22 protein-coding genes are annotated in these 22,679 nt (G+C 41.4%); 12 read left to right on the top strand and 10 right to left on the bottom strand.

Going from position 1 to position 22,679, the window contains the following annotated elements; all coding sequences use genetic code 11:
* Positions 1-9 precede the first annotated feature (9 nt).
* The 3 genes from G4D82_RS07515 to G4D82_RS07525 all read left to right on the top strand — a co-directional run bounded on the left by G4D82_RS07515 (position 10) and on the right by G4D82_RS07525 (position 3,513).
* The gene (locus G4D82_RS07515) at positions 10-1,227 is read left to right on the top strand and encodes an RsmB/NOP family class I SAM-dependent RNA methyltransferase (protein ID WP_166336198.1); all 1,218 of its coding nucleotides are present in this window, start codon (positions 10-12) and stop codon (positions 1,225-1,227) included.
* Positions 1,228-1,239: 12 nt separating this feature from the next.
* Complete coding sequence (locus G4D82_RS07520; protein ID WP_166336200.1) at positions 1,240-2,319, top strand: endonuclease; 1,080 nt, start codon at positions 1,240-1,242, stop codon at positions 2,317-2,319.
* A gap of 108 nt (positions 2,320-2,427) precedes the next feature.
* Complete coding sequence (locus G4D82_RS07525) at positions 2,428-3,513, top strand: endonuclease (RefSeq protein WP_166336202.1); 1,086 nt, start codon at positions 2,428-2,430, stop codon at positions 3,511-3,513.
* A gap of 67 nt (positions 3,514-3,580) precedes the next feature.
* Here G4D82_RS07525 and rho read toward each other — a convergent pair whose 3' ends face one another.
* Positions 3,581-5,311 (bottom strand): transcription termination factor Rho, encoded by a 1,731-nt coding sequence (rho, locus tag G4D82_RS07530; RefSeq protein ID WP_166336204.1) that lies wholly within the window; start codon positions 5,309-5,311, stop codon positions 3,581-3,583.
* 181 nt (positions 5,312-5,492) lie between these two features.
* On the opposite strand from rho, the gene G4D82_RS07535 reads away from it, so the two are divergent.
* Positions 5,493-5,906 (top strand): DUF4293 domain-containing protein, encoded by a 414-nt coding sequence (locus G4D82_RS07535; protein ID WP_166336206.1) that lies wholly within the window; start codon positions 5,493-5,495, stop codon positions 5,904-5,906.
* 330 nt (positions 5,907-6,236) lie between these two features.
* Here the strand turns inward: G4D82_RS07535 and G4D82_RS07540 are convergent, their stop codons facing one another.
* Positions 6,237-6,731, bottom strand: a complete 495-nt coding sequence (locus G4D82_RS07540) for a metallophosphoesterase family protein (protein ID WP_166336208.1) — start codon at positions 6,729-6,731, stop codon at positions 6,237-6,239.
* 51 nt (positions 6,732-6,782) lie between these two features.
* Positions 6,783-8,078 carry a TIGR00341 family protein gene (locus tag G4D82_RS07545; protein ID WP_166336210.1) on the bottom strand — a complete coding sequence of 432 codons (1,296 nt, stop codon included), beginning with the start codon at positions 8,076-8,078 and terminating at the stop codon, positions 6,783-6,785.
* A 173-nt stretch (positions 8,079-8,251) separates the two neighbouring features.
* On the opposite strand from G4D82_RS07545, the gene G4D82_RS07550 reads away from it, so the two are divergent.
* On the top strand, positions 8,252-8,941 hold the full coding sequence (locus tag G4D82_RS07550; RefSeq protein WP_166336212.1) for a TMEM175 family protein: 690 nt from the start codon (positions 8,252-8,254) through the stop codon (positions 8,939-8,941).
* Here G4D82_RS07550 and G4D82_RS07555 read toward each other — a convergent pair.
* The 4 genes from G4D82_RS07555 to G4D82_RS07565 are packed head-to-tail and all read right to left on the bottom strand — an operon-like array spanning position 8,938 to position 10,299.
* Positions 8,938-9,351, bottom strand: coding sequence for an arsenate reductase ArsC (locus G4D82_RS07555; RefSeq protein WP_166336214.1), 414 nt, complete (start codon positions 9,349-9,351; stop codon positions 8,938-8,940). The two genes, G4D82_RS07550 and G4D82_RS07555, sit on opposite strands and share 4 nt — an antisense overlap.
* Before the next feature lie 10 nt (positions 9,352-9,361).
* On the bottom strand, positions 9,362-9,487 hold the full coding sequence (locus G4D82_RS14450) for a hypothetical protein (RefSeq protein ID WP_262886690.1): 126 nt from the start codon (positions 9,485-9,487) through the stop codon (positions 9,362-9,364).
* 3 nt (positions 9,488-9,490) lie between these two features.
* Entirely contained in the window at positions 9,491-9,952 is a 462-nt protein-coding gene (locus G4D82_RS07560; protein ID WP_166336216.1) for a DUF6428 family protein, read from the bottom strand.
* A gap of 17 nt (positions 9,953-9,969) precedes the next feature.
* The gene (locus tag G4D82_RS07565; protein WP_166336218.1) at positions 9,970-10,299 is read right to left on the bottom strand and encodes an ArsR/SmtB family transcription factor; all 330 of its coding nucleotides are present in this window, start codon (positions 10,297-10,299) and stop codon (positions 9,970-9,972) included.
* A gap of 144 nt (positions 10,300-10,443) precedes the next feature.
* Here G4D82_RS07565 and truA point away from each other — a divergent pair, with 144 nt between their 5' ends.
* The 6 genes from truA (at position 10,444) to G4D82_RS07595 (ending at position 18,633) form a co-directional block, all read left to right on the top strand.
* Complete coding sequence (gene truA / locus G4D82_RS07570) at positions 10,444-11,199, top strand: tRNA pseudouridine(38-40) synthase TruA (RefSeq protein WP_166336220.1); 756 nt, start codon at positions 10,444-10,446, stop codon at positions 11,197-11,199.
* Positions 11,200-11,204: 5 nt separating this feature from the next.
* Positions 11,205-12,146: an alpha/beta hydrolase gene (locus tag G4D82_RS07575; RefSeq protein WP_166336222.1), complete on the top strand. Its 942-nt coding sequence runs from the start codon at positions 11,205-11,207 to the stop codon at positions 12,144-12,146.
* A gap of 406 nt (positions 12,147-12,552) precedes the next feature.
* Positions 12,553-14,325: an ABC transporter ATP-binding protein gene (locus G4D82_RS07580; protein WP_166336224.1), complete on the top strand. Its 1,773-nt coding sequence runs from the start codon at positions 12,553-12,555 to the stop codon at positions 14,323-14,325.
* A gap of 155 nt (positions 14,326-14,480) precedes the next feature.
* Entirely contained in the window at positions 14,481-15,869 is a 1,389-nt protein-coding gene (gene lpdA / locus G4D82_RS07585) for a dihydrolipoyl dehydrogenase (RefSeq protein WP_166336226.1), read from the top strand.
* 94 nt (positions 15,870-15,963) lie between these two features.
* Positions 15,964-18,033 carry a CotH kinase family protein gene (locus G4D82_RS07590; protein WP_166336252.1) on the top strand — a complete coding sequence of 690 codons (2,070 nt, stop codon included), beginning with the start codon at positions 15,964-15,966 and terminating at the stop codon, positions 18,031-18,033.
* Positions 18,034-18,135: 102 nt separating this feature from the next.
* Positions 18,136-18,633: a YybH family protein gene (locus tag G4D82_RS07595; protein ID WP_166336263.1), complete on the top strand. Its 498-nt coding sequence runs from the start codon at positions 18,136-18,138 to the stop codon at positions 18,631-18,633.
* 90 nt (positions 18,634-18,723) lie between these two features.
* Here G4D82_RS07595 and G4D82_RS07600 read toward each other — a convergent pair whose 3' ends face one another.
* Positions 18,724-19,584 carry an SDR family oxidoreductase gene (locus G4D82_RS07600; protein WP_166336265.1) on the bottom strand — a complete coding sequence of 287 codons (861 nt, stop codon included), beginning with the start codon at positions 19,582-19,584 and terminating at the stop codon, positions 18,724-18,726.
* Positions 19,585-19,734: 150 nt separating this feature from the next.
* Here G4D82_RS07600 and G4D82_RS07605 point away from each other — a divergent pair, with 150 nt between their 5' ends.
* Positions 19,735-20,142 (top strand): winged helix-turn-helix transcriptional regulator, encoded by a 408-nt coding sequence (locus G4D82_RS07605; protein ID WP_166336267.1) that lies wholly within the window; start codon positions 19,735-19,737, stop codon positions 20,140-20,142.
* Between the two features lie 105 nt (positions 20,143-20,247).
* On the opposite strand, the gene G4D82_RS07610 is transcribed toward G4D82_RS07605, so the two are convergent.
* Both G4D82_RS07610 and G4D82_RS07615 read right to left on the bottom strand, forming a co-directional pair.
* Positions 20,248-21,528, bottom strand: a complete 1,281-nt coding sequence (locus G4D82_RS07610; RefSeq protein ID WP_166336269.1) for a hypothetical protein — start codon at positions 21,526-21,528, stop codon at positions 20,248-20,250.
* 26 nt (positions 21,529-21,554) lie between these two features.
* A complete protein-coding gene (locus G4D82_RS07615; RefSeq protein ID WP_166336078.1) occupies positions 21,555-22,679 on the bottom strand; it encodes a GldL-related protein in 1,125 nt (374 codons plus the stop codon).

Here is a 22,679-nt window from a genome sequence, read left to right on the forward strand (position 1 = left end):
TAAATTCCCATGAGATTACACCGAAATTTAGTTTATACCACGATTGATTCGCTGCATGCGATTTTCAACGAAGGTGAATATGCCGACAAAGTCGTAGCGCGCGCCTTGAAAAAAGACAAACGCTGGGGCAGTTCCGACCGTAAATTCGTAGCTGAAACCATCTATGAAATCGTACGTTGGAAACGACTCTATGCTGAAATTGCTGAAGTTAAAGAACCCTATGACCGCGATGATTTATGGCGGATGTTTGCTGTTTGGGCCGTACTTCGAGGTTACCCGATTCCCGATTGGCGTCAACTTGAAGGCACTCCGCAACGCAAAATTAAAGGTCGTTTTGACGAGTTGTCGAAAATCCGCACATTCCGCGAATCGATTCCGGATTGGATGGACGCTTTGGGAGTAAAAGAACTCGGTGAAGCCGTCTGGACTAAAGAAATTGCGGCCCAGAATCAGCCAGCCAAAGTAATCCTGCGCGTGAATACTTTAAAGACCACCAAAGAAAAACTTCGGGCCATTTTGATGGATTTGAATATTGAAACCGAATTCCTTAAAGAACAACCCGATGCGCTGGTGTTAAAAGAGCGCGCTAACGTGTTTTTAACAGAAGCTTTCAAAGAAGGATTGTTCGAAGTGCAGGATGCGAATTCACAATTGGTGGCGGCTTATCTCGATGTAAAACCTGGCATGCGAGTCGTTGATACTTGCGCCGGAGCAGGCGGAAAAACCTTGCACATTGCCTCGCTCATGCAAAACAAAGGGCAACTTATCGCAATGGATTTGTATGAGAGTAAGCTCAAGCAATTGAAACTTCGGGCGAAAAGAAACGGCGCTTTCAACATCGAATACCGCATTATCGACTCCACCAAAGTCATCAAGAAACTGCATGAAAAAGCAGATCGGGTGCTTATTGACGCACCTTGTAGCGGCCTGGGCGTACTGAAAAGAAACCCTGATGCCAAATGGAAACTGCAGCCTGAGTTTATTGATAACATCCGCAAAGTACAATCAGAAGTGCTGGAAAGCTACTCTAGAATTGTAAAGCCCGGCGGAAAGCTGGTTTACGCCACATGTTCAGTCTTACCTTCTGAAAATCAGGAGCAAATTATGCGTTTCTTAACAACCGAAACCGGCAAAAAATTTACCTTTGTCAAAGATTCTAAAATACTCGCCTCAGACTCTGGATTTGACGGGTTTTACATGGCCCTTCTAGAAAGAAATACCATTTAACATTTACCTACTATGAAAAAAATCTATTTTTTACTGACCCTTTTGTGCGCTACTGTGGCCTTGGCCCAACCTCCAGCAGGTTATTACAATACAGCTACCGGAACTGGTTACACACTAAAAACGCAATTGTTCAACATCATCAATGACCATAACGATCGAGGTTACTCTGGGCTTTATACCACTTATCTGACTTCGGATAAGGATTTTTTCTATGAGAATGACGGAACGATGCTCGATTTATACACTGAAAATCCAACTGGGTCGGAATGCGCTTTTACTTACGGCACCGGTCAAGACGATGGCACGCTCGGCAACAACGAATGCGAAAGATATAACCGCGAACACTTGGTTCCGCAATCTGTTTTCTCTGCTGCCACACCGATGTATTCGGATGCCCATTTCGTATTGCCGTCAGACAAACATGTCAATGCCCAAAGAGGTGATTTGCCTTTCGGTAAAGTGAACAACGCCAACTGGACTTCTGTTAATGGAAGCAAACGCGGTTCAAACCTTAATTCAGGTTATTCTGAAGGATATTCGGCTACGGTTTTTGAACCAATTGATGAATTCAAGGGTGATATCGCCCGTTGCTTATTGTATTTTGCCACACGTTATGAAGACGTGGTTGCCGGCTATTCATACGTAATGTTCAACGGAACAAGCAACCAAGTTTTTTCGCAACCTTTCTTAAATATTTTGCTTACTTGGAACGCGATTGACCCCGTGAGCCAAAGAGAAATTACGCGAAACAATGCAATTTACGCCCGACAAGGCAACCGAAATCCATTTATTGACAACAACACTTATGTAACTCGAATCTGGGGTGCGCCTTTAGCCACCGACAATTTTGAAGCTTTGACTGCAGTAAGTGTTTTCCCTAATCCGACGAACAATCATCAAGTGACCATTAGCGGAGTTTCTGAAATCGAGAACCTTGAATTGTATGCGGTCAGTGGCCAATTGGTTCGCAAAATAGAACATCCAGAATTTCAAAACAATGCCTATACGCTGGAGAATTTGCCCTCTGGTTTCTATTTGTTGAAGATCACTACTGCCAATAAATCGGTTGTGAAAAAGTTGATGGTGAATTAAAAAGACAACCATTTTTATCATAGATGCTTCCCGCAACGGAGGCATTTTTTTTATCTCAAGTTCATGATATCTACTAAACTGACTACTTTTACCAATAAAAGACTGACTATGAAAATAAATTACCTGTTCCTTTTTCTCTTAACGCTAACGTCCGTATTGGCCCAGAATGGTGCTCCTGCAGCTTATTATAACGGCTTTGATTTCAATCTCAACGGAATGGCTCTAAAAGACGCATTGGCCACAAAAATCACACAAACCCATACCCATTTACTAAGTTATCAAGACGCTGAAGACGCCATCAAAATCATCGACGTCGACCCTACAGATTCAGAGAATTTATTTTTGGTATACGGTTTCAGCAACACCATTTGCCCGACCGATGTTTCAGGTCATAAAGACCACCGCAAACGCAACAAAAATGATGACGGCACCGGCGCTTGCCAATGGAACCGCGAACATACATTTGCGAAATCTTTAGGTAATCCTTCATTAGGCGATGACGGTCCGGGTTCAGACGCACACCACATTCGTCCGTCAGATGTAGACCGTAACTCTGACCGAGCCAGTAGAAAATTTACTGCCGGTTCAGGCAATTCAAACTTTGTGGGTTCCTTCTGGTATCCGGGTGATGAATGGAAAGGCGATATCGCGCGCATGATGATGTACATGTATTTGCGCTATGGCGACCAATGTAAGCCGAATTATGTTTGTGTGGGCGCGACCAACAGCGTTGATGCGAATATGATTGACACTTTATTACTATGGAACGCTGAAGATCCGGTAACCGAAATGGAAGATTTCCGCAATACTTATTTGGGTGATGCCAACAACACTTATGGGCAAGGCAATCGCAATCCGTTTATTGACAATCCTTATTTGGCCACAGTGATTTGGGGCGGACCAATAGCCGAAAATCGTTGGCCAACTGTTTTCTTAAGCAATGAGACTTTCGATTGGTCGGGCAGTATTGCCGTTTTTCCAAACCCTACTCGCGACGGCCGAGTCCAGATTATCAGTAATAATATCATCGAAACCATTGAAATCATTAACCTCAACGGGCAATTGATTCAGAAAATTCTAAATCCAACGAGCATTGACAAGACTTATACTGTAGAGAATTTACCCAAAGGCTTTTACTTCCTCAAAGTGGAGGCAAATCAACAAACCACGACAAAGAAAATCGTAGTGAACTAGCAAAAAAAAACTCCAATCAAAAGATCAGAGTTCCTCATTATTAATTATTCCTTATTAATTAATTTCCCTAGTCGTTCATCGAGATCAAGAATTCTTCGTTGTTTCTGGTTTTCTTGAATCGGTCGTTGATGAAATCCATCGCTTCCACCGGATTCATATCTGATAAGTATTTGCGCATGATCCACATTCTCTGTAGCGTTGAAGCTTCGAGTAATAAATCGTCGCGCCGGGTACTCGATGAAGTCAAGTCGATCGCAGGGAAAATACGCTTGTTGGCAATCTTACGGTCGAGTTGTAATTCCATATTTCCGGTTCCTTTGAATTCCTCGAAAATCACTTCGTCCATCTTAGAACCAGTTTCAGTAAGCGCTGTGGCGATAATACTGAGCGAACCACCGTTTTCGACATTTCTCGCCGCACCAAAAAAACGTTTCGGCTTCTGCAAGGCGTTGGCATCGACACCACCACTAAGTACTTTTCCGGAAGCGGGTTGCACCGTATTATAGGCTCTAGCCAAACGCGTAATCGAATCGAGCAAAATCACTACATCATGACCACATTCCACCAAACGCTTGGCTTTTTCTAGTACGATATTGGCAATTTTTACGTGTTCTTGCGGTTCGCGGTCAAAAGTCGATGCAATCACTTCACCTCTTACCGAACGTTGCATATCTGTCACCTCTTCGGGGCGTTCGTCGATGAGCAATACCAACAGATAAACTTCCGGATGGTTCGCGGCAATCGCATTGGCAATATCCTTCAACAACATCGTTTTACCGGTCTTGGGCTGCGCGACAATCATTCCGCGTTGGCCTTTACCAATGGGTGAGAACAAATCGATGATTCTAGTAGAAATTGAGCTTCCTTTCTCTGCCATTTTGAATTTTTCCATCGGGAAAATCGGCGTCAAATGCTCGAACGAAACCCGGTCGCGCACAATTTGCGGATCGTGCCCATTAATTTTTAAAACGCGTACCAACGGGAAAAACTTTTCTCCCTCTTTCGGCGGACGCACCACACCTTTCACCGTATCCCCAGTTTTCAAACCAAATAACCTGATTTGTGAGGTCGACAAATAAATATCATCAGGAGAAGCGAGGTAATTGTAATCTGAAGAACGCAAGAAACCATAACCATCAGGCATCATTTCTAGTACACCTTCACTTTCAATAATCCCATCGAATTCGAAATCGGCATCGCGGAAATTAACGTTTTTCTTATTTTTAAAATTAGGATTCTGGTTGGGGTTGTTCCCATTGCCGTTCCCATTACCATTGAAATTTCCGTTACCGTTCTGATTTTGGTTTTGGTGCTTGTGGTGCTGGTTCGGATTCACTTTTTTCTCCTGAACAACTTCTTCTTGTTGTGAAGTTTCTGCCACTACAGGCTGATTTTCTTCTGGAACTACTGGTTCAACGGCTGCCGCTTTTTCAGCTTTGCTTGCCATCTTTTTCTCGTACTCCGCTTTACTGAACTTGCCCTTTTCTTTTTTAGGTCGGCCTCTACCGGGTTTTTCGGTCTCCGTTGGCTTTTCGGTTTCGGCATTAGGCTCAACTGCCGAGAACAATGTAGCTTCAGTAGCTGCCGGCGCAGATTGGTCAGACGAAATTCTCTGCCTTTTTGGCCTTCCGGGGCTTTTGGCTTTCGTTGTCGGCATTTCAGAGGCGGCCTGTTGATCGAGAATCATCTGGATCAAGGTTTCTTTTTTAACGCCGTGGTATTTGATCGATTTGGATAATTTGGCAATTTCCTGTAGCTCAGGAAGCTTCATTTCTTTTAATACAGAAATATCAAACATGTATGTGCTTTGAATTTGAGGTTGATTTGGAATATACTATAAAATGAGAAGTGTGATAGCAGTAGAAAAGCTCGTATAATGAAGTGGTTACGAATTTCTTCTGCAATAATACGAATAAATATTAATCATACAATAGCAATTATAAAAAAGAAAATATATTTTTGTGCCACAATCCAACAAAATGATCCAAAGAATTCAAACGGTTTATTTAGCATTAGCATTTATAGTCACTGGCGTACTTCCGTTCGTTTTCCCGTTATGGACGCTAAGCAACAACCAACCTGAATTTTTCATGGCACACCAAGTGTATTCGGTACTTTTCGGGCTGAGCACTTCTTTATCGCTTTTGAGCATTTTGTTCTATAAAAAAAGACAACATCAATTTGTCTTGGGCAGATTGAACATGATATTAAATTTAATTTTATTAGGCTTATTTGTTTATCGATCGCTAAATTTATCTGGAGAAGCCATCGCGGTTTCTGAGAAGGGTATTGGGATGTTTCTTCCTATAGTTGCTATCGTTTTTCTAGTTTTGGCCAACAAAGCCATTAAAAAGGACGAAGATCTCGTAAAATCAGTCGACCGATTGAGATAAACCTATAAACTTAGTTTATTTAGTGCGAAGAAAAACCTGGATTAGCGTCCGGGTTTTTTTTCTTTAGAGTACCTTAGTGCCTTAGCAGCTGAGGTTAAATTGACAACAAATAAAAATCCTATTTGCACTTTAGGCGCTGGACTCCATACTTTACAATAACGAACTCAGGAACTAAAAAACCTAATAGTCCATCCGACAAACCAATCCTATTGCTGCCTGTAAATGAACTCAGGCACTAAGGAACTAAGGCACTCAGGCACTTAAAAAAACTAATGCCCATCCGACAAACCAAACTTCTTGCTGCCTGTAAATGAACTCAGGCACTCAGCCCTACTTCTTCCCCAACTCCACAATTTCCAAGTCGCGGATATTTTCGCCGTCAATCACAAAGCGCAACATCGTTCTCACCTGATGAAAACCGCTTTTGCCCGCAGCGCCCGGGTTCATATGTAGCAAATTGAGTTTCTTGTCGAACATCACTTTCAGAATATGCGAATGCCCGCAAATGAACAACTTCGGTGGATTGGCATTGATTTCCGCCCTGATTCCTTGAGAATATTTCCCCGGATAACCGCCAATATGCGTGATCCAAACATCTATGCCTTCACAGAAAAAACGGTTGTTTAGCGGAAATTCCATTCGTGCCTTATCATCGTCAATGTTGCCGTAAACCGCGCGCAGAGGTTTGTGTTTTTTCAGGGTGTCGGTCACTTCCAAATTGCCAATATCGCCAGCATGCCAAACCTCATCAGCTTGGGCTACATATTTCAGAATCACATCATCTATATGGCTGTGCGTGTCGGAAAGCAGTAGGATTTTCTTCATTTAAAGATGCATCAAAAAAGGCTTCTGGCAGAAACTATGACCTGTTCCTTACTATTCTTTGACCAGTTTTATGTTGTTAGTTTTCAATTGCTGCTTCAACCATGAATTAATCTTTTCCGAATCAATTTTACGATTGGGCTGGTCAGTTTGGTAGAGCAACACAGTCACGGTTTTTGTTTTCTTTGGATCCGAATTAACGAAATGTTTCCCAATAGAGACATTTTTCAATTCAGGAAACAAAATTGCCATTTCTTTGATTGTTTGCGTATCATCAATCTTGTATTGTTTTAACTCATTTTGAAGATCACTGATTAAAATATCTTTTTCCGAGGCGATTTTGTTTTGATTTCCCAATTCGTTTAAAATTTCTCCTTTTAAATCTTTTGAGTCTTGCTTGATTTCAAGTTTTGTATTTGTGATTCCGTATTGCAATAATTTTTTATTTAACGACTTCACTTCAGCATAAGTAAACTTTTTAGCCAGAAACGCGAGTTGGATTTTCTTAGGGCTTGCATTAAATTTTGTTTGCTTGTAAATTAAGATGTCACCATTACCCGTCAATTCATTTGCAATGAACTGTTCTACATTTTGATGGTACTTTTTCTCTTGAAACAGATTGTACGCCAAGTAAAAACTGGGAACAATCATCACGATTATTAAAACTGTTATTCCGTATCTGATTCGCTTTTCAATTTTTGTATTTAAGGTTTTAATGGGCTTATAGTTTAAATACTTAACGATAAAAAAAGTAGCGATACAAATAAAAAAACAGTTAATTGTGTAGAGATAAAACGCCCCGAAAAAAAAAGAAAAATTAGACGTAGCCAAGCCATATCCCGCCGTACAAAGTGGTGGCATCAACGCCGTTGCAATGGCAACCCCAGGAATTGGATTGCCTTTTTCTGTTCTTGTCAACGCTATAATCCCAACCAAACCTCCAAAAAAAGCAATCAACACATCATAAATATTGGGTGCTGTTCTGGCCAATAATTCGGACTGTGTTTCTTTAAACGGACTAACCAAAAAATAAATCGAGGCTACACTCAAACTCACCACAGTAGCAATGATCAAATTTTTGGCGGATCTTTTTAACAAATCAAAATCGAAAATCGCTAGTGCAAAACCGGCCCCTACAATTGGACCCATCAGGGGTGAAATAAGCATTGCACCAATAATAACTGCGGTCGAGTTTACATTCAATCCGACCGACGCGATGACAATAGCGCAAGCCAAAATCCAAAGATTAGAGCCGCGAAAAGAAATGTTCGATTTAATATTTTCTAAAACCTTTTCTTTTTTCTCTTCGCCCTGATTTAGATTTATAAAATCAAAAAAAACATTTTTCATCTTTTTATTTCGATTAAGTTAAGATTTGTACTAAAGTAACCAATCTAATTTAGAATATGGTTCATTGCAATTATCGAACTAAAAAAAGAGCTTTAGCAATCAACTCCATTCAGAATTTGCTGAACGAATATTTTTTTTCTTTAGATTTGAAATCGAACACAAATACTAAATTCATGAACGAGCAACAAAACGAAGAAATCCGCGAAGAAATCAAGAAAGAATTCCAACTTGAACGCATGGTATTGTTTAGCGATGCGGTTTTTGCGATTGTCATTACGCTCATGGCCATCGAAATTAAAATTCCGGAAGCGGAACTTGAAAGCGGTAAAAATCTAGGCCACGCCTTGATTCACTTGTTGCCGACTATACTGGCCTATATTGTCAGTTTCGGGTTTATCGGCATGATTTGGTATCAGCACTTAAACATGTTTGCGATGCTGAAAGACTATGACAAAGGGCTGATTTTCCGCAATTTGCTGCTGCTTTTTTTCATCGGTTTGTTCCCGTTCAGCGCCACCTTGATTTCGCATTCCAAAGGGCAAATGGTACCGTTCTTTATCTACCTCGGAATTATCTTGCTTTGCACGGTAGCGCAATACCTACTCTATCATTACATCATTTTCAAAAAACCACTGATTCGCTTAAACATTGATACCTCAGTACACGAACTTGAGCTATACAAAAGAAAAGTCTCCTTAATCGGTTTGTCCGTTGGTGGCGTGCTGATTTTCATTACCTACCAACTGATTCCAGATCCGAACATGAAATCCTTATCTACATTGTGGATGGCCGGATTCGCCTTAATCTTTAGTATCATCATGAAACGAAAGAAAGCCAAAAATCAAAAACTGAATGCTAATTAAAGCTGGTCTTTTACAAAATCTTCACAATAGATTTTAATTTGATCTCTTACTTTTCGGAAAGCTTCAAAAATTTCTGAGGCGGTTCCTGTAGCTTTTGCCGGATCGGGAAAATTATAATGGAATCGCTGCGCCTGTCCGGGAATGAATGGGCAATTTTCCTGCGCATGATCGCAAACGGTAATAATGTAATCGAAAGCTATATCTACGTATTCATCCACGTGATTTGAAGTGTGGCCCGAAATATCAATGCCATCTTCAGCCATAATCGAAATCGCCTTCGGATTCACGCCGTGTGTTTGAATACCGGCGCTGTATATTTGAGCTTTGTTTTTAGCGAAGTGCCGCAGATAACCTTCTGCTATTTGGCTGCGGCAACTGTTTCCGGTGCAGAGTACTAGAATTTTTTTCATTGGATCGATTTTAGACAAAAAGCCAAATTAAATTAATGATGCAAAACTTCGGATCGAAACCAAAAATCAATTGCAAAATAATCACCGAAGTCACGATAATCAAAGGCTTTTTGTGTTGGATAATTTTCTCTTTCATCGCTTAACAACAACCGCCGCCCGGAGTGCAGCATGACACTTCTTTTTTAGATTGACTATTCAATTGCTCTTTAGGAATGCCACAATGATCACTCGCCAAACAAGCCGTATTTTTTGAAAGCAGAATAAAACGTTCACCATTAAAGCCTAAATCATATTTGCCAATGGTGTCGGTTTGATACTCTACTTCGATGGCTAAATCTTCCAAAGCCAAAGTTCTCTCTGAAAGATCAATGATTTTTAACAATTTCTGTGGCGCTAAGCGGTGATCCAAGTCATTCGCGTTCCAAAGCTGAAAATTGATTGCTTTCTCAGTTCTAACCGTGCCACCACAATCGATGAAATGTTTGGTAATCGCTCCAATTTCGGTAATGTGGAAATGTTCCGGTACAGGAATTCCGCTTTCTAATTCAAATTTTACGACCTCTAGGGTTTGCAGTATGTTTTTGACTTCTGATAATTTCATGATGTGAATATTTTAGATTAACAACAACTATTTTTCTTTTCAAGATGAGCCGAAACCTGCTCGGAAAAACTTTTAATTTTCTCGAAACCCGATTCGTTAATGCAATAACAAATTGAATTGCCTTCAATACTGCCTTTGATTAAACCGGCACTTTTGAGTTCTTTTAAATGCTGTGAAACCGTAGGCTGCGACAAGGGCAATTCATTAACAATATCGCCGCAAATACAAGCATTCACTTTCAACAAATGCTCGATGATGGCAATACGCGCCGGATGACCTAAGGCTTTGGCCAACATAGAAAGTTCGTTCTGTGTTTCGGTGAAATGATCGGTTTTAGTGGCTCCCATTTTATCGTTATATTTTTATATTGCAATATTACGATAAACATTTTTAAACCACCAAAACTTTTTTGATTTTTTTTAGCGAATACTAATTAAGCTGCTATGGCAGAACTTTGTAACTTTGACGCGCTATTCAAGAGAAACTGAGCTTTGAGATATTTCATCCAATTCGCATACAACGGAACGCATTACCACGGTTGGCAATACCAGCCCAACGCTGTTTCTGTTCAGGAAACTTTAACAAAAGCCCTGCAAACGATTTTGGGTAAAAATCTGGAGCTAATGGGCGCAGGCCGCACTGATACCGGCGTGCACGCTAAAATGATGTATGCGCATTTTGACCTTGAAAAAAATTTTGACGCTGCCAGTATCGTGCACAAGCTCAACTCTTTTTTACCAAAAGACATCGCGGTGTTTGAAATTATTCCCGTAGCTGATACCGCGCACGCCAGATTTGATGCGAAAAAACGAACTTATCAATACCACATTCATACGTTTAAAGACGTGTTTCAAAACGATTTGAGCTGGTACAATCCGCAAAAACTCGATGTCGAATTGATGAATGAAGCAGCGAAGATTTTACTCAAACACACCGATTTTGAATGTTTCTCGAAAGTGCATACCGATGTCAACACGTTCAATTGCAAAGTGTTCGAAGCTTATTGGAGGCAAGAAAACCACCAACTGATTTTCACCATTTCAGCCGACCGTTTTTTAAGGAATATGGTGCGCGCGATTGTCGGAACACTCATCAATGTAGGCACTAAAAAGATTACATTAGTTGATTTTGAAAACATCATTCTCAGCAAAAAACGCAGCGAGGCCGGATTTTCGGTACCCGCCCACGGTTTATATTTAACAGAAATTGAATACGATTATTTAGCAGTAAGTTACCTGCAAGCTTAAAGAAAATGACAAAAAATATCCAACAATTTAAACTGCTTATCATCGCGCTTTTCGTTTCTCATATTTTATGTGGTCAGAAAATTGAAACCGTTTATTTGGACGAGAATGACAAAACAAAAAATATGTTTATCACTGTTTTTCCTGAAAATGGACAAATAAAATCATTCATGGTTTTGCTAGACGGATTCGGAAACAATCCAACAAATGTGTTGTCGCAAACTGAAATTCCTAAAATTGCTTCACAAAACGGAACCTTAACGATTATTCCACTTTTAAAAACCGGCCCTTCGTATTTTGGAAGCGATTTAACTTCTCAGCAATCTTTGAAAGAAATCATCGAATTTGCTATGAACAAGTATCAATTAAAAAACAAAGAATTTTATATCGGTGGGTTTTCTATTGGCGGAACTTGCGCCATAAAATTCTCCGAACTATCTATTCAAGAAAATTACTCAATAAAGCCTAAGGCTGTTTTTGCCATTAATCCACCACTCGACTGGGAACGCTATTATAATGCAGCAAAAAGAGTTGTTAGGTTGTCAAATCCTACTGAGGTAAATCAGGAAGTTTTTTACATGATTGAAAGAATTGAAAAGGAAATGAATGGAACTCCGAAAAATGCTTTGGAAAATTATTATGTTCAATCGCCTTATTCATTTTCTGACATTACACAAAAGGCAGTAAAAAACTTGATAAAAACTCCAATTATGATAATATCGGAACCTGATATTCAGTGGTGGCTTAATGAACGTAATTATGATTGTTCATATAATAACATTACAGATCAGTCAGCCATGATTAATGAATTACAAAGGTTAGGAAACAAAAACGCCGTTTTAGTGACTACAATAGACAAAGGATATCGAAAACCAAATAATATGAAGCATCCAAGTTCCTGGAGTATTGCAGATGCTGGTCAAATAATAAAATGGTTACAATCACAGTAAATAAAAAGCCTGCAGGTAACCCTACCTACGCGAGCACCGCTGGTTTTTCCTAACCTCTCGCCTATTTTTCACGAAGAAATTCTATCTTAGCAGAGAATACTCGGTTCGCTAATTCCGCGCCGTCGCGTAGCTAGCAACCGCTATAAACGGTAAGCTATATGCTGTCAGCTGTTAGAAATAGGAAACATTGCCCAGCAGCCCTAGCCCTGATGATTTGATATTAAGAGGAGGAAGCCCGGTGGGCTTCAGGTATAAGAAAAAGTCAACTTGAAAATAAATATTCAAGATTTTCGAAAAGCCCTAGCCCTGATGGTAGTGTAAATCCTTTTGTTCTGGGGTTCAGAACAAAAGATTGCAACGCACAGCAGGTTCCCGGCTCCTAAAAAACTAAGGCACTCAGCAACTCATGAAAGCAAAAGCATTCGACACCAACGTTTTCAAACGCATCCTGAAATATGCCGCACCTTACCGTTGGCGGTTCAACAGCGTGATTGCCTTTGCCGTTTTCTTGTCGGTATTTGCAGCGTTGCGGCCGTACTTGCTCAAACAAACCGTCGATGATTACCTCAAAGTACACGATGCGCGCGGGCTTTTGTTCTACATTACACTCATGGGCGTGGTGCTGCTGGCTGAAGTGCTCTCACAATTTTATTTCGTGCTTTGGGCGAACTGGCTCGGGCAAGATATTGTGAAAGACATTCGCATCAAACTCTTCCGGCATATGCTGAGTTTTAAGATGCAGTATTACGATCATTCGCCGGTTGGGCAACTGGTAACGCGCACGGTTTCTGACATTGAGCAAATTGCGAAAATCTTCAGCCAAGGTTTGTTTATGATTATCAGCGATTTGATGAAGATGCTTGTGATCTTGGTTTTTATGTTCTACATGAATTGGGAACTGACTTGGATTGTGATTGTTGCGATGCCGATTTTGCTGTTCTTCACCCGGATTTTCCAACGTAAGATGCAAGTGGCTTTTGAGGAAGTACGAACACAAGTAGCAGCCATGAACACTTTCGTGCAAGAACGCGTGACCGGAATGAAAATCGTGCAATTGTTCAACCGCGAGGAAATCGAGGCCGAAAAATTTAGTCAAATTAATGATAAACACCGAAAAGCTTGGATCAAGACGATTCTTTACAACTCGATTTTTTTCCCGATTGCCGATATTATTTCGTCTTTGACTTTAGGCTTTGTAGTACTTTACGGCGGATTCAAGATTCTCGGCGGCCACCATTTCACGACTTTCGGCGATTTGTTTTCCTATACGATGTTCATCGGAATGTTGTTCAACCCGTTACGGCAAATTGCCGATAAGTTCAACGAGATGCAGATGGGCATGATTTCGGCCAATCGCGTGTTCGACATCATTGATACCGAAGACCACATTCAAGACAACGGAACTATTGAAGCACCGAAATTTTCAGGCAATATTGAATTCAACGACGTGCATTTCAGTTATGTCAAAGGCGAGGAAATCATTAAAGGAATCGATCTGAAGGTAAAAGCTGGCGAAACTGTAGCGATTGTTGGGTCAACTGGCGCCGGAAAATCAACGATCATCAATTTGCTGAACCGTTTTTACGAACTCGACAAAGGCTCGATTTATATAGACGGTATCGATTTGAAAGCTTACCAACTGGATTCCATCCGACGACAGATTGCGGTAGTTTTGCAAGATGTTTTCCTGTTTGCCGATACCATTCTGAACAACATTACGCTCAACAATCCGGAGATTTCACGCGAAGCTGTAACGGAAGCTGCAAAGAAGATTGGTGTACACGATTTTATCATGAGCCTGCCGCAAGGTTACGATTACAATGTGAAAGAACGCGGTGTGATGCTTTCCTCGGGCCAGCGCCAATTGATTGCGTTTTTGCGCGCTTACGTGAGCCAGCCGAGTATTTTGATTCTGGATGAAGCGACTTCTTCGGTCGATACGTATTCTGAGGAATTGATTCAAAATGCCACTGCGAAAATTACCGAAGGCCGCACTTCGATTGTAATTGCACACCGTTTGGCTACAATTGTCAACGCCGATAAAATCGTAGTCATGGACAAAGGGCTCATTGTAGAGCAAGGCAATCATATCGAACTACTGAATATTGCCGACGGTTATTATAGAAATCTTTACTACTCGCAATTTTTGGTCGAAACCGATTCGTCAATTGACAATTGATATTGGGTAACGGATAATTAAAAAAATCTGGAAATAATGTTTAATTTCGCACTGGATTTTTTCCGATTAAAAAAAGAAGAAATAAAATACATATTATACGGCACGAGCGTCAGCGACTGCATTTTTTACCTTAATAACAAATAAAACTTTAAAAAATGAAATACGATGTTATTGTTTTAGGAAGTGGCCCGGGCGGTTATGTAACGGCGATTAGGGCTTCCCAACTGGGCTTTAAGACAGCCGTGGTTGAAAAGGAAAACTTAGGCGGTGTTTGTCTCAATTGGGGATGCATCCCGACCAAAGCCTTGCTCAAATCAGCACAGGTTTTTGATTACCTAAAACACGCATCAGACTACGGATTGTCTGTTTCTGCTTATGATAAAGACTTCAACGCTGTCGTGGCCAGAAGCCGCTCGGTTGCCGACGGAATGAGCAAAGGCGTGCAATTCCTGATGAAGAAAAACAAAATCGACGTGATCGAAGGTTTCGGAAAACTCAAGCCAGGAAAAAAACTTGACGTAACTGCCGCCGACGGAAAAGTCACCGAATATTCGGCCGATCATATTATCATTGCCACCGGAGCCCGTTCGCGCGAGTTGCCAAATTTGCCGCAAGACGGTAAAAAAGTAATCGGTTACCGCCAAGCGATGACTTTACCTAATCAGCCAAAATCTATGATTATTGTAGGTTCGGGTGCTATTGGTGTTGAGTTCGCTCATTTCTATAACTCCATGGGAACCGATGTCACGATTGTAGAATTCATGCCGAATATCGTTCCGGTTGAAGACGAAGATATCTCTAAACAAATGGAACGCTCGATGAAAAAAGCCGGCGTAAAAATCATGACGAGTTCGTCGGTCGAAAAAATCGATACGTCGGGTTCAGGTGTGAAAGCAACGGTTAAAACAGCTAAAGGCGAAGAAATTCTTGAAGCCGAAATTTTGCTTTCTGCCGTCGGAATTAAAACCAACATTGAAAACATTGGCCTAGAAGAAGTAGGCATCGCGGTAGACAAAGACAAAATCCTTGTGAACGCCTATAACCAAACAAATATTCCGGGTTATTATGCCATTGGCGATGTTACGCCCGGACAAGCTTTGGCACACGTAGCTTCTGCTGAAGGAATTAACTGTGTAGAAAAAATTGCGGGCATGCACGTGCAACCAATCGATTACGGAAACATTCCGGGTTGTACTTATGCCACGCCAGAAATTGCTTCAGTCGGTCTGACCGAAAAACAAGCCAAAGAAAAAGGTTACGAACTCAAAATCGGTAAATTCCCATTTACTGCTTCCGGAAAAGCCAAAGCTGCTGGAACACCAGACGGTTTCGTGAAAGTAATCTTCGATGCCAAATACGGAGAATGGTTGGGTTGTCACATGATTGGCGCCGGCGTGACCGACATGATTGCCGAAGCTGTGGTAGCCAGAAAATTGGAAACTACTGGACACGATATCCTAAAAGCCGTGCATCCGCACCCAACGATGAGCGAAGCAGTGATGGAAGCTGTGGCCGATGCCTATGGAGAAGTGATTCATTTGTAACACTCACTCCAACATAATATCCAAAATCCGTCTGTTCAACCAAGGCGGATTTTTTTATTCTATATTTGAACCTACAAAACCGACACTATCTTTCATGAAAACCAAGTTAACCGTTCTATTTTTTCTTTTAGTCAGCTCTTTCTCCTACTCACAAACTTTTTCAGGAACAACCGGAACAGTGAGCGACGACGGACAGCCCAATGATTTTATTGCAACGGTTTCAGGGCTCGCAGTCAACCAGTTAGGCAACTCGTTAGGTTTGGTTCAGGTCTGTCTCAATATTACACATACTTACGATTCCGATTTAAATGTATTCCTGATTGCGCCCGACGGAACCACCATTAACCTTTTCTCGGGCATCGGTGGCAGCGATGACAATTTCAACAATACTTGCCTAAATCAAAGTGCCGCCAATTCGATCAATACTGCCAGTGCGCCGTTCACCGGAATTTTCAAACCACAAGAAACGTTGGGCAATTGCAATAACGGTCAAAACGGAAATGGCAACTGGACGCTTCGCATTGTAGATACTTACGCGCAAGACGAAGGTATCGTCAATCATTGGAGTTTAACTTTTGGCGACAATGCAGCCACGCCTTTTGTTTTTACTTCATCGAATTTGCCGATTGTGATTATCAACACCGGTGGCGTTCCTATTGCTGATGAGCCTTCGATTGCCGCCACTATGCAAATCATCGATAACGGTCAGGGAAATACCAATTATGTCACCGATACGCCGAATGATTATAACGGACAAATTGCCATAGAATACCGCGGTGCCTACTCGCAATCTTTGCCTCAAAAGCCTTTTAAGATAGAAACTCAGGATATTGAAGGCGCAGAACTGAATGTTTCACTGCTCGGAATGCCCGAAGAACACGATTGGAATTTGATTGCCAATTACAACGACAAAGTTTTCATGCGCAATAGTTTGGCCTATCAACTTTTTACCGATATGGGCCATTATGCAGCCAGAAACCGCTACTGTGAAGTGGTGGTCAACGGGGTTTATCAAGGAATTTATTTGCTCATGGAAAGCCTCAAAAGAGACAACAATCGCATCGACATTGCCAAACTCGAAGCCACCGAAAATTCAGGCATCGACCTTACCGGCGGCTATATTCTGAAAAACGATTATTGGGATGATTCCAATAGCTGGCAAACGCAATTTCACCCTATTGACCATCCGGAACTCGACGTGCATTTGGTGTATGATTATCCGAAGCCCGATAATATCACCATAGAACAAAAAACCTACATCCAAGATTTCATCAACGATTTCGAAACAGCGCTATATAGCACCAACTTTGCCGATCCGGTGACTGGTTACGCGAAATATATCGACACAGATTCTTTCATTGATTACTTGATTTTAAACGAACTCACCCGCAATAACGACGGTTTCAAGAAAAGCAGTTATTTCCACAAAGACAAGGATGCTGCATCGGAAATGGCAAAACTTAAAGCCGGCCCGGTTTGGGATTTCGATTGGGCGTGGAAAAACATCAACGAATGCCCAATACTTTCCGTTACCGACGGCTCGGGTTGGGCGCATCACATTAACGATTGCCAGCCCGATATCAATTCGCCAGGTTGGTATGTGAGATTGCTACAAGATCCGCATTTTCAGGATTTATTTCGCTGCCGTTGGGAAAACCTGCGCACCACAATTTTAAGTATACCGGCGTTAAACACAGCCATCGATGCCCGCGCCAATTACCTAGATCAAGCCCAAGTACGGCACTTTGAAAAATGGGGCAATTTGGGGGTAAATTCCGGAGCACCTGAACTTGATAACGATCCGGCTACTTTTGCCGGGCAAATCACGAAGTTCAAAAACTGGATTGCCACCAGAATTGCTTGGCTTGACAACAACATTCCGGGGAATTCGGACAGTTGTAACCTCAGCACGAATGTTCCTCTAAATCCGGATTTTCAGATTTATCCTAATCCCGCCAAAGACCAACTTCATTTGATTAATAAAACCAGCGCGAGTGTCACGGTAGAGATTTTTGATCTTTGGGGGAAATTGGTGCTGAAAACGATTGTCGATTCGCACAATCAAATACTCAATGTATCACAACTAATCGACGGGATTTACTGCTGCAAAATAGCGCACGATAACAACAATAGCTCGGTGCTGAAACTGGCGATACTGCATTAAACAAAGCGGCAAAAACAAAATTATCTGTTTAAAAAACAGCTTGTTATACAAATTTGATTAAATTTACTTGAATTGAATCTTAACAAACTAATATTGAACAAGATGAAAAAAACTGCATTTCTTATCGTATTGACCACGTTGGGTTTACTTTTAAATACAAGTTGTAAAAAGAAAGACCTCATGTTATCAGACAGTGAAACCTTTGATTTAGCTGCTGCCAAAGCTGCTGTTGAAGATGTTTACACCGATTTCGAAACGGCTTTCAACGCCAAAGACGCCATGTCATTGGCGAATTGTTATACCATCGATGGAAAATTTATGGGACCGAACATGAAAGCGGTTCAAGGCCGGGCCAATATCTCGCAAACTTTTAAAGAATGGTTCAAAGAAGACACTTCCAGAATCGATTTGACTTTGGTAGATATTTGGGGCAATGAAAACAACTTAACGGTAGAGAACACTTGGAAAATTTCAGACAAAGACGGCAAAGTACTCGATGAAGGCAAATCCATTGAAGTCTACAAAATGGAAGACGATAAATGGAAAATGGTTCGCGATTGCTACAATTCGGATATGCCACCCATGCCGATGGGCAAATAACCCGCACACAAGAATTCAAAGAAAATCCGCCTGCCGAACTGACAAGCGGATTTTTTTATTGCTTAAAATAATCGCAAACGGACTTTGCCATTAATGGAGTAAGTCGCCCAAGCCAAAAGCGGATACAAACTTCTGATAATCGCCCGCTGCCTTATCGTTGGTCTCTTTTACGAAATTTCCGGTAAGCGAATCAACAACGGTGCGAAGTGGCCGCTTGCTTTGCGGAAGTGAAACCAGATGCAGTACGGCATCGGCTACATCCTGTGGGTTTGGCTTAGCATTTTCAAACAACTGTGAAATGCCGTGCCCGATTTGCTCCGGTAGGCCTGCAAGATTTCCATATTCAGCTGCCAGAGTAGTATCGGAACCGTAGCTTGATTTGGAGAATATTTCTGTAGGATACGCGCCAGGCTCAATGATCGCCACATCAATACCCAACGGCCTAACTTCATAATGCAGTCCTTCGCTGATGCCTTCAACAGCAAATTTCGCTGCATTGTAAAAGGCCATGAACGGTGAAGAAAAGCGTCCCAAAACACTCGAGGTGTTGATAATGAGGCCATCCTTTTGTTTTCTCATCTGTGGCAATACCGCTTTGATGGTACGCCAGGTTGCTTTGACGTGAATGTTGAAGAGTGCGTCGATGTCTTCATCAGAAAAAGTTTCGGCAATACCACTGATAAAATTCCCGGCATTATTGACTAAGACGTCGAGTCGGCCCTCTTTTTTGATAATCTGGTTGACTGTAGCAGCGACCGATTCGTGGCTCGAAAGATCGGTTTCGATAACCGTTACGTTGGGAAGCTTGGAGAGTTGCTCCGCACTTTCTCTGTTACTGGTCGTACTGTTGCGCATCGTAGCATATACGATATGACCCGCTTTTGAAAGTGTATGGGTGTGCAAATAGCCAAAGCCGCTGTTGGTTCCTGTGATCAGAATTACTTTTTTCATTTTGTTTTTTAGTTTACTGTTACAATTGATGAAAGGATTATTAAAAAAATATTGGTTTATAAAAGTGTATTAGTTACTTTTAGCGACCGTAAAATAACAGCAATTAAAATTACCCTACAAGAAGGCACTAAGCCGAAACCCAGTTACCAAATGGAAACGATTACAGCAATTGCAGCACAAGAGAACCAAAAAAAAATTTCAGTTTTTTTCGAATCACAGCAAAAAACCTGCGGCAGTCTATGCCCAGTAAAAGATATACTACATGCGGTATCCGACAAATGGTCGATTCTGATTATGGTGCAGTTGGGCTATCATAAAACCATGCGGTTCAACACGCTGAAGAAGTCTATTGGCAGTGTATCACAAAAAATGCTTACCGTAAAGGTGCGGCAACTGGAATCTTTTGGTTTGGTCAATAGACAGATTTTTCCTGAGATACCACCCAAAGTAGAATATACCATTACGCCGTTGGGTGAGGAATTCTTGAGTCATCTGATGCAGTTGCTCGATTGGACCTGCAGCAATATCGAGCAGATCAAGCGCGCCAAAAACAACTGATGATTGCCTATTGACAGCGGTGTACCGATGGAAATGACCAAGGCTATGGTTTCAATGACACCACAAAAAAAATCCGCCTGTAGAACTGACAAGCGGATTTTTTGTTTAATGAAATACATCGTACAATCCCCAATAAAAGAACAGTACTATCAGCATGAGATAAAACAAATTATTTAAAACTAAAAAACTCCTTGAAATTTTGGTCCATACTTGTTCCCTAAACAGCTTTCTACAAAAAACCAGTAGCGGAACTATCAAAATCAGCAGCAAAAACGGAAGATAAGATGCAATATCAATCAACCCAAACTTGTAATGCTGATAAGGTGCCGGAAAATAATAAATCCCGATTTCAGTCGATAGTGCAAACATATAATACATCAGGCTAAAATCCAACACCGAAAGCCCAAGTTTAAACAGTCTGTAAGGCGATTTTACTCTGATAAAACCAATCAAGAAATACAAGCCCGAGCCAAAGAAAAATACCAAGCAAAACTTCAAAAGTAAATCCATGGTAGCATTATTCAGCGGCGTTTTGAAATCCTGAAGTTTCTGGAATTCGGCATTCGGCGGAAATAACTTCGTCACATCTATAATGTGGTCGCCTTTGGCCAGTTCTTCCTTTAAGTTGAAAATCTGCTGCTTTGTATAATCGTGGTAAAAATACAAACGCACAAACCCGTCGTTCAAATCCCAGATGGTTGTAAGCAGCGTACCATCGCCGATTTTCTCGCGACAAACATGCATCGTATCAGACAGCGCGCGACAGAAATCAATGTCAGTACCGATTTTATCTTTCAGGAAAGCCACTCCGTTCACATAACGTTCCTGCTTGATTTCGCTGAAATCCTCAATCTGCGACGGACAAAAATTAGCCAGTACATATTTCGGATCATTGCCAATGGTAGTGCTGTAAGGTTCGACGACCAAATATTTCCCACTTCGGTCAATGTAAATCAGGACATCTTTGTTGAAAATACTATGATCGAACTGATCGATGTAAGCTTTGGCCTCATCTACCGTTTTACAGCTATGCAGCACGGTTTTGAGAAACACGGTTTGGCTTTCGATGGCTTTGACTCCTAAGGATGCTTTGCCCACCACACCGGGCGCGGCCAATCTGGAAAATGCAAGCCCGAATTCATTCATCCCCGACTGCGGCGCGAAACCGTGCGAACCATCAAAACGAGCCCCAGTGAAACAGCAACCTAAACCTTGGGTCTCAAACCAAATCCTTGGCGTGAAAAGCCAGGTGTCGTGGTTGCAACCTACCATGGTTTTGCCATTCGCAGTGACTTTGTACATACTGCAAGCCTTGGCCGAGTCATAAAAAAAGAGCATCAGTATAGTGGCCAATATGACTACCAGCAATCTTAAAAATGATATCATGTTTTTTGATTTTGGTTGAAAAGTGTTTACTCCAACAGTATTTTCTGATTTTGCAACACCAGCATCTGCACCTGCACCAAATTGTTCAAAGCGTCTTTCACTTTAGCTTGACTCCAAAAATCTACGGCATTTTCCGGAATTGGCTCAAAACCGGATTTTGAACCATTGGCCTGATTGAACGCCAGTATTTTCTGTTGCAATTCTTTGAGATTTTTCTCTGTGCCACCAGAAAGGTAGGCATTCACCCAAGTCTCGCCAATTAGAGCTTCTTTGGTTTCAAAATCTGCGGTGATTGCTTTTTGTCCGGTTTCTTTCATCAGCAATTGTGATTTGATGCTCTCGCACAAAGTGTAGATTTCCTTTGCATTTAAATCTTGCGGTTCAACTGAAAGTAGTTGCTGCTCGTTCTTCAAGATTTGCTCATTCCTGAAAAAATAAGCCGTATCTTCTAGACGCTGAAAATGCGTTGTTTGCGGAATCCTGACCAAAGTCAAAATCAATCCGCAACCACAAAGCAACAAAATCGAGGAAACGGTAGTGTTCACCTTAGTCTGCGGATTCCTGATTCCAGTAAAAAAATACACCGGCAAAAACACAAACAGCATAATCATCAGCGAAGCCGTAGTCATCATATTCGCCAAAGGCCAATGCATGATTTTGAACAACACGCCAACAGAAATCAAAACTGCTGAGATAGCGCCAACCACCAAAATCGCTTTGTCTGTATTTTGCTGCTTTTCCTTGATCTTCAAAGTAAACAGCAAAGGCAGGAAAATAAAACTCAGGGCAAACAAGCCCAGTACGATGCAAACCGCCGCTCCGGGCCAATGCATGAATTTCAAAATGATACCGAAACTTAAAACTGCTGCAGCAAAAGTGCCACTGTATAACATGATTTTTTTCATCACATAATAATTTTTGTGGGTTAATAAATGCTGGGTCTCTACTTCTATCTCGCGCAATTCGGATTTGTAAAAACTACCGACCGTTGCCAAATAAAAGCGCTCAAAGTCCCCATTTTCTTCAAGCTCATGCTCGATGATACAACAAATATGATCCAACAGGTCTTGCTGCAGGCTAACCGACTCAATGCCACGTGCACTAATGTCATTGAGGATGAAATCAATTTGCGAATCGCTCAGGCAATACAT

It is taken from the genome of Flavobacterium lotistagni (assembly GCF_011392125.1).
In the GTDB taxonomy this organism is placed as follows: Bacteria; Bacteroidota; Bacteroidia; order Flavobacteriales; family Flavobacteriaceae; genus Flavobacterium; species Flavobacterium lotistagni.

What these genes read in the sequence shown, in the direction of transcription:
- G4D82_RS07515 (WP_166336198.1), top strand. Translation starts at nt 10, where the DNA reads ATGAGATTACACCGAAATTTAGTTTATACCACGATTGATTCGCTGCAT.
- G4D82_RS07520 (WP_166336200.1), top strand. Translation starts at nt 1,240, where the DNA reads ATGAAAAAAATCTATTTTTTACTGACCCTTTTGTGCGCTACTGTGGCC.
- G4D82_RS07525 (WP_166336202.1), top strand. Translation starts at nt 2,428, where the DNA reads ATGAAAATAAATTACCTGTTCCTTTTTCTCTTAACGCTAACGTCCGTA.
- rho (WP_166336204.1), bottom strand. Translation starts at nt 5,311, where the DNA reads ATGTTTGATATTTCTGTATTAAAAGAAATGAAGCTTCCTGAGCTACAG.
- G4D82_RS07535 (WP_166336206.1), top strand. Translation starts at nt 5,493, where the DNA reads ATGATCCAAAGAATTCAAACGGTTTATTTAGCATTAGCATTTATAGTC.
- G4D82_RS07540 (WP_166336208.1), bottom strand. Translation starts at nt 6,731, where the DNA reads ATGAAGAAAATCCTACTGCTTTCCGACACGCACAGCCATATAGATGAT.
- G4D82_RS07545 (WP_166336210.1), bottom strand. Translation starts at nt 8,078, where the DNA reads ATGAAAAATGTTTTTTTTGATTTTATAAATCTAAATCAGGGCGAAGAG.
- G4D82_RS07550 (WP_166336212.1), top strand. Translation starts at nt 8,252, where the DNA reads ATGAACGAGCAACAAAACGAAGAAATCCGCGAAGAAATCAAGAAAGAA.
- G4D82_RS07555 (WP_166336214.1), bottom strand. Translation starts at nt 9,351, where the DNA reads ATGAAAAAAATTCTAGTACTCTGCACCGGAAACAGTTGCCGCAGCCAA.
- G4D82_RS14450 (WP_262886690.1), bottom strand. Translation starts at nt 9,487, where the DNA reads ATGAAAGAGAAAATTATCCAACACAAAAAGCCTTTGATTATCGTGACT.
- G4D82_RS07560 (WP_166336216.1), bottom strand. Translation starts at nt 9,952, where the DNA reads ATGAAATTATCAGAAGTCAAAAACATACTGCAAACCCTAGAGGTCGTA.
- G4D82_RS07565 (WP_166336218.1), bottom strand. Translation starts at nt 10,299, where the DNA reads ATGGGAGCCACTAAAACCGATCATTTCACCGAAACACAGAACGAACTT.
- G4D82_RS07575 (WP_166336222.1), top strand. Translation starts at nt 11,205, where the DNA reads ATGACAAAAAATATCCAACAATTTAAACTGCTTATCATCGCGCTTTTC.
- G4D82_RS07580 (WP_166336224.1), top strand. Translation starts at nt 12,553, where the DNA reads ATGAAAGCAAAAGCATTCGACACCAACGTTTTCAAACGCATCCTGAAA.
- lpdA (WP_166336226.1), top strand. Translation starts at nt 14,481, where the DNA reads ATGAAATACGATGTTATTGTTTTAGGAAGTGGCCCGGGCGGTTATGTA.
- G4D82_RS07590 (WP_166336252.1), top strand. Translation starts at nt 15,964, where the DNA reads ATGAAAACCAAGTTAACCGTTCTATTTTTTCTTTTAGTCAGCTCTTTC.
- G4D82_RS07595 (WP_166336263.1), top strand. Translation starts at nt 18,136, where the DNA reads ATGAAAAAAACTGCATTTCTTATCGTATTGACCACGTTGGGTTTACTT.
- G4D82_RS07600 (WP_166336265.1), bottom strand. Translation starts at nt 19,584, where the DNA reads ATGAAAAAAGTAATTCTGATCACAGGAACCAACAGCGGCTTTGGCTAT.
- G4D82_RS07605 (WP_166336267.1), top strand. Translation starts at nt 19,735, where the DNA reads ATGGAAACGATTACAGCAATTGCAGCACAAGAGAACCAAAAAAAAATT.
- G4D82_RS07610 (WP_166336269.1), bottom strand. Translation starts at nt 21,528, where the DNA reads ATGATATCATTTTTAAGATTGCTGGTAGTCATATTGGCCACTATACTG.
- G4D82_RS07615 (WP_166336078.1), bottom strand. Translation starts at nt 22,679, where the DNA reads ATGTATTGCCTGAGCGATTCGCAAATTGATTTCATCCTCAATGACATT.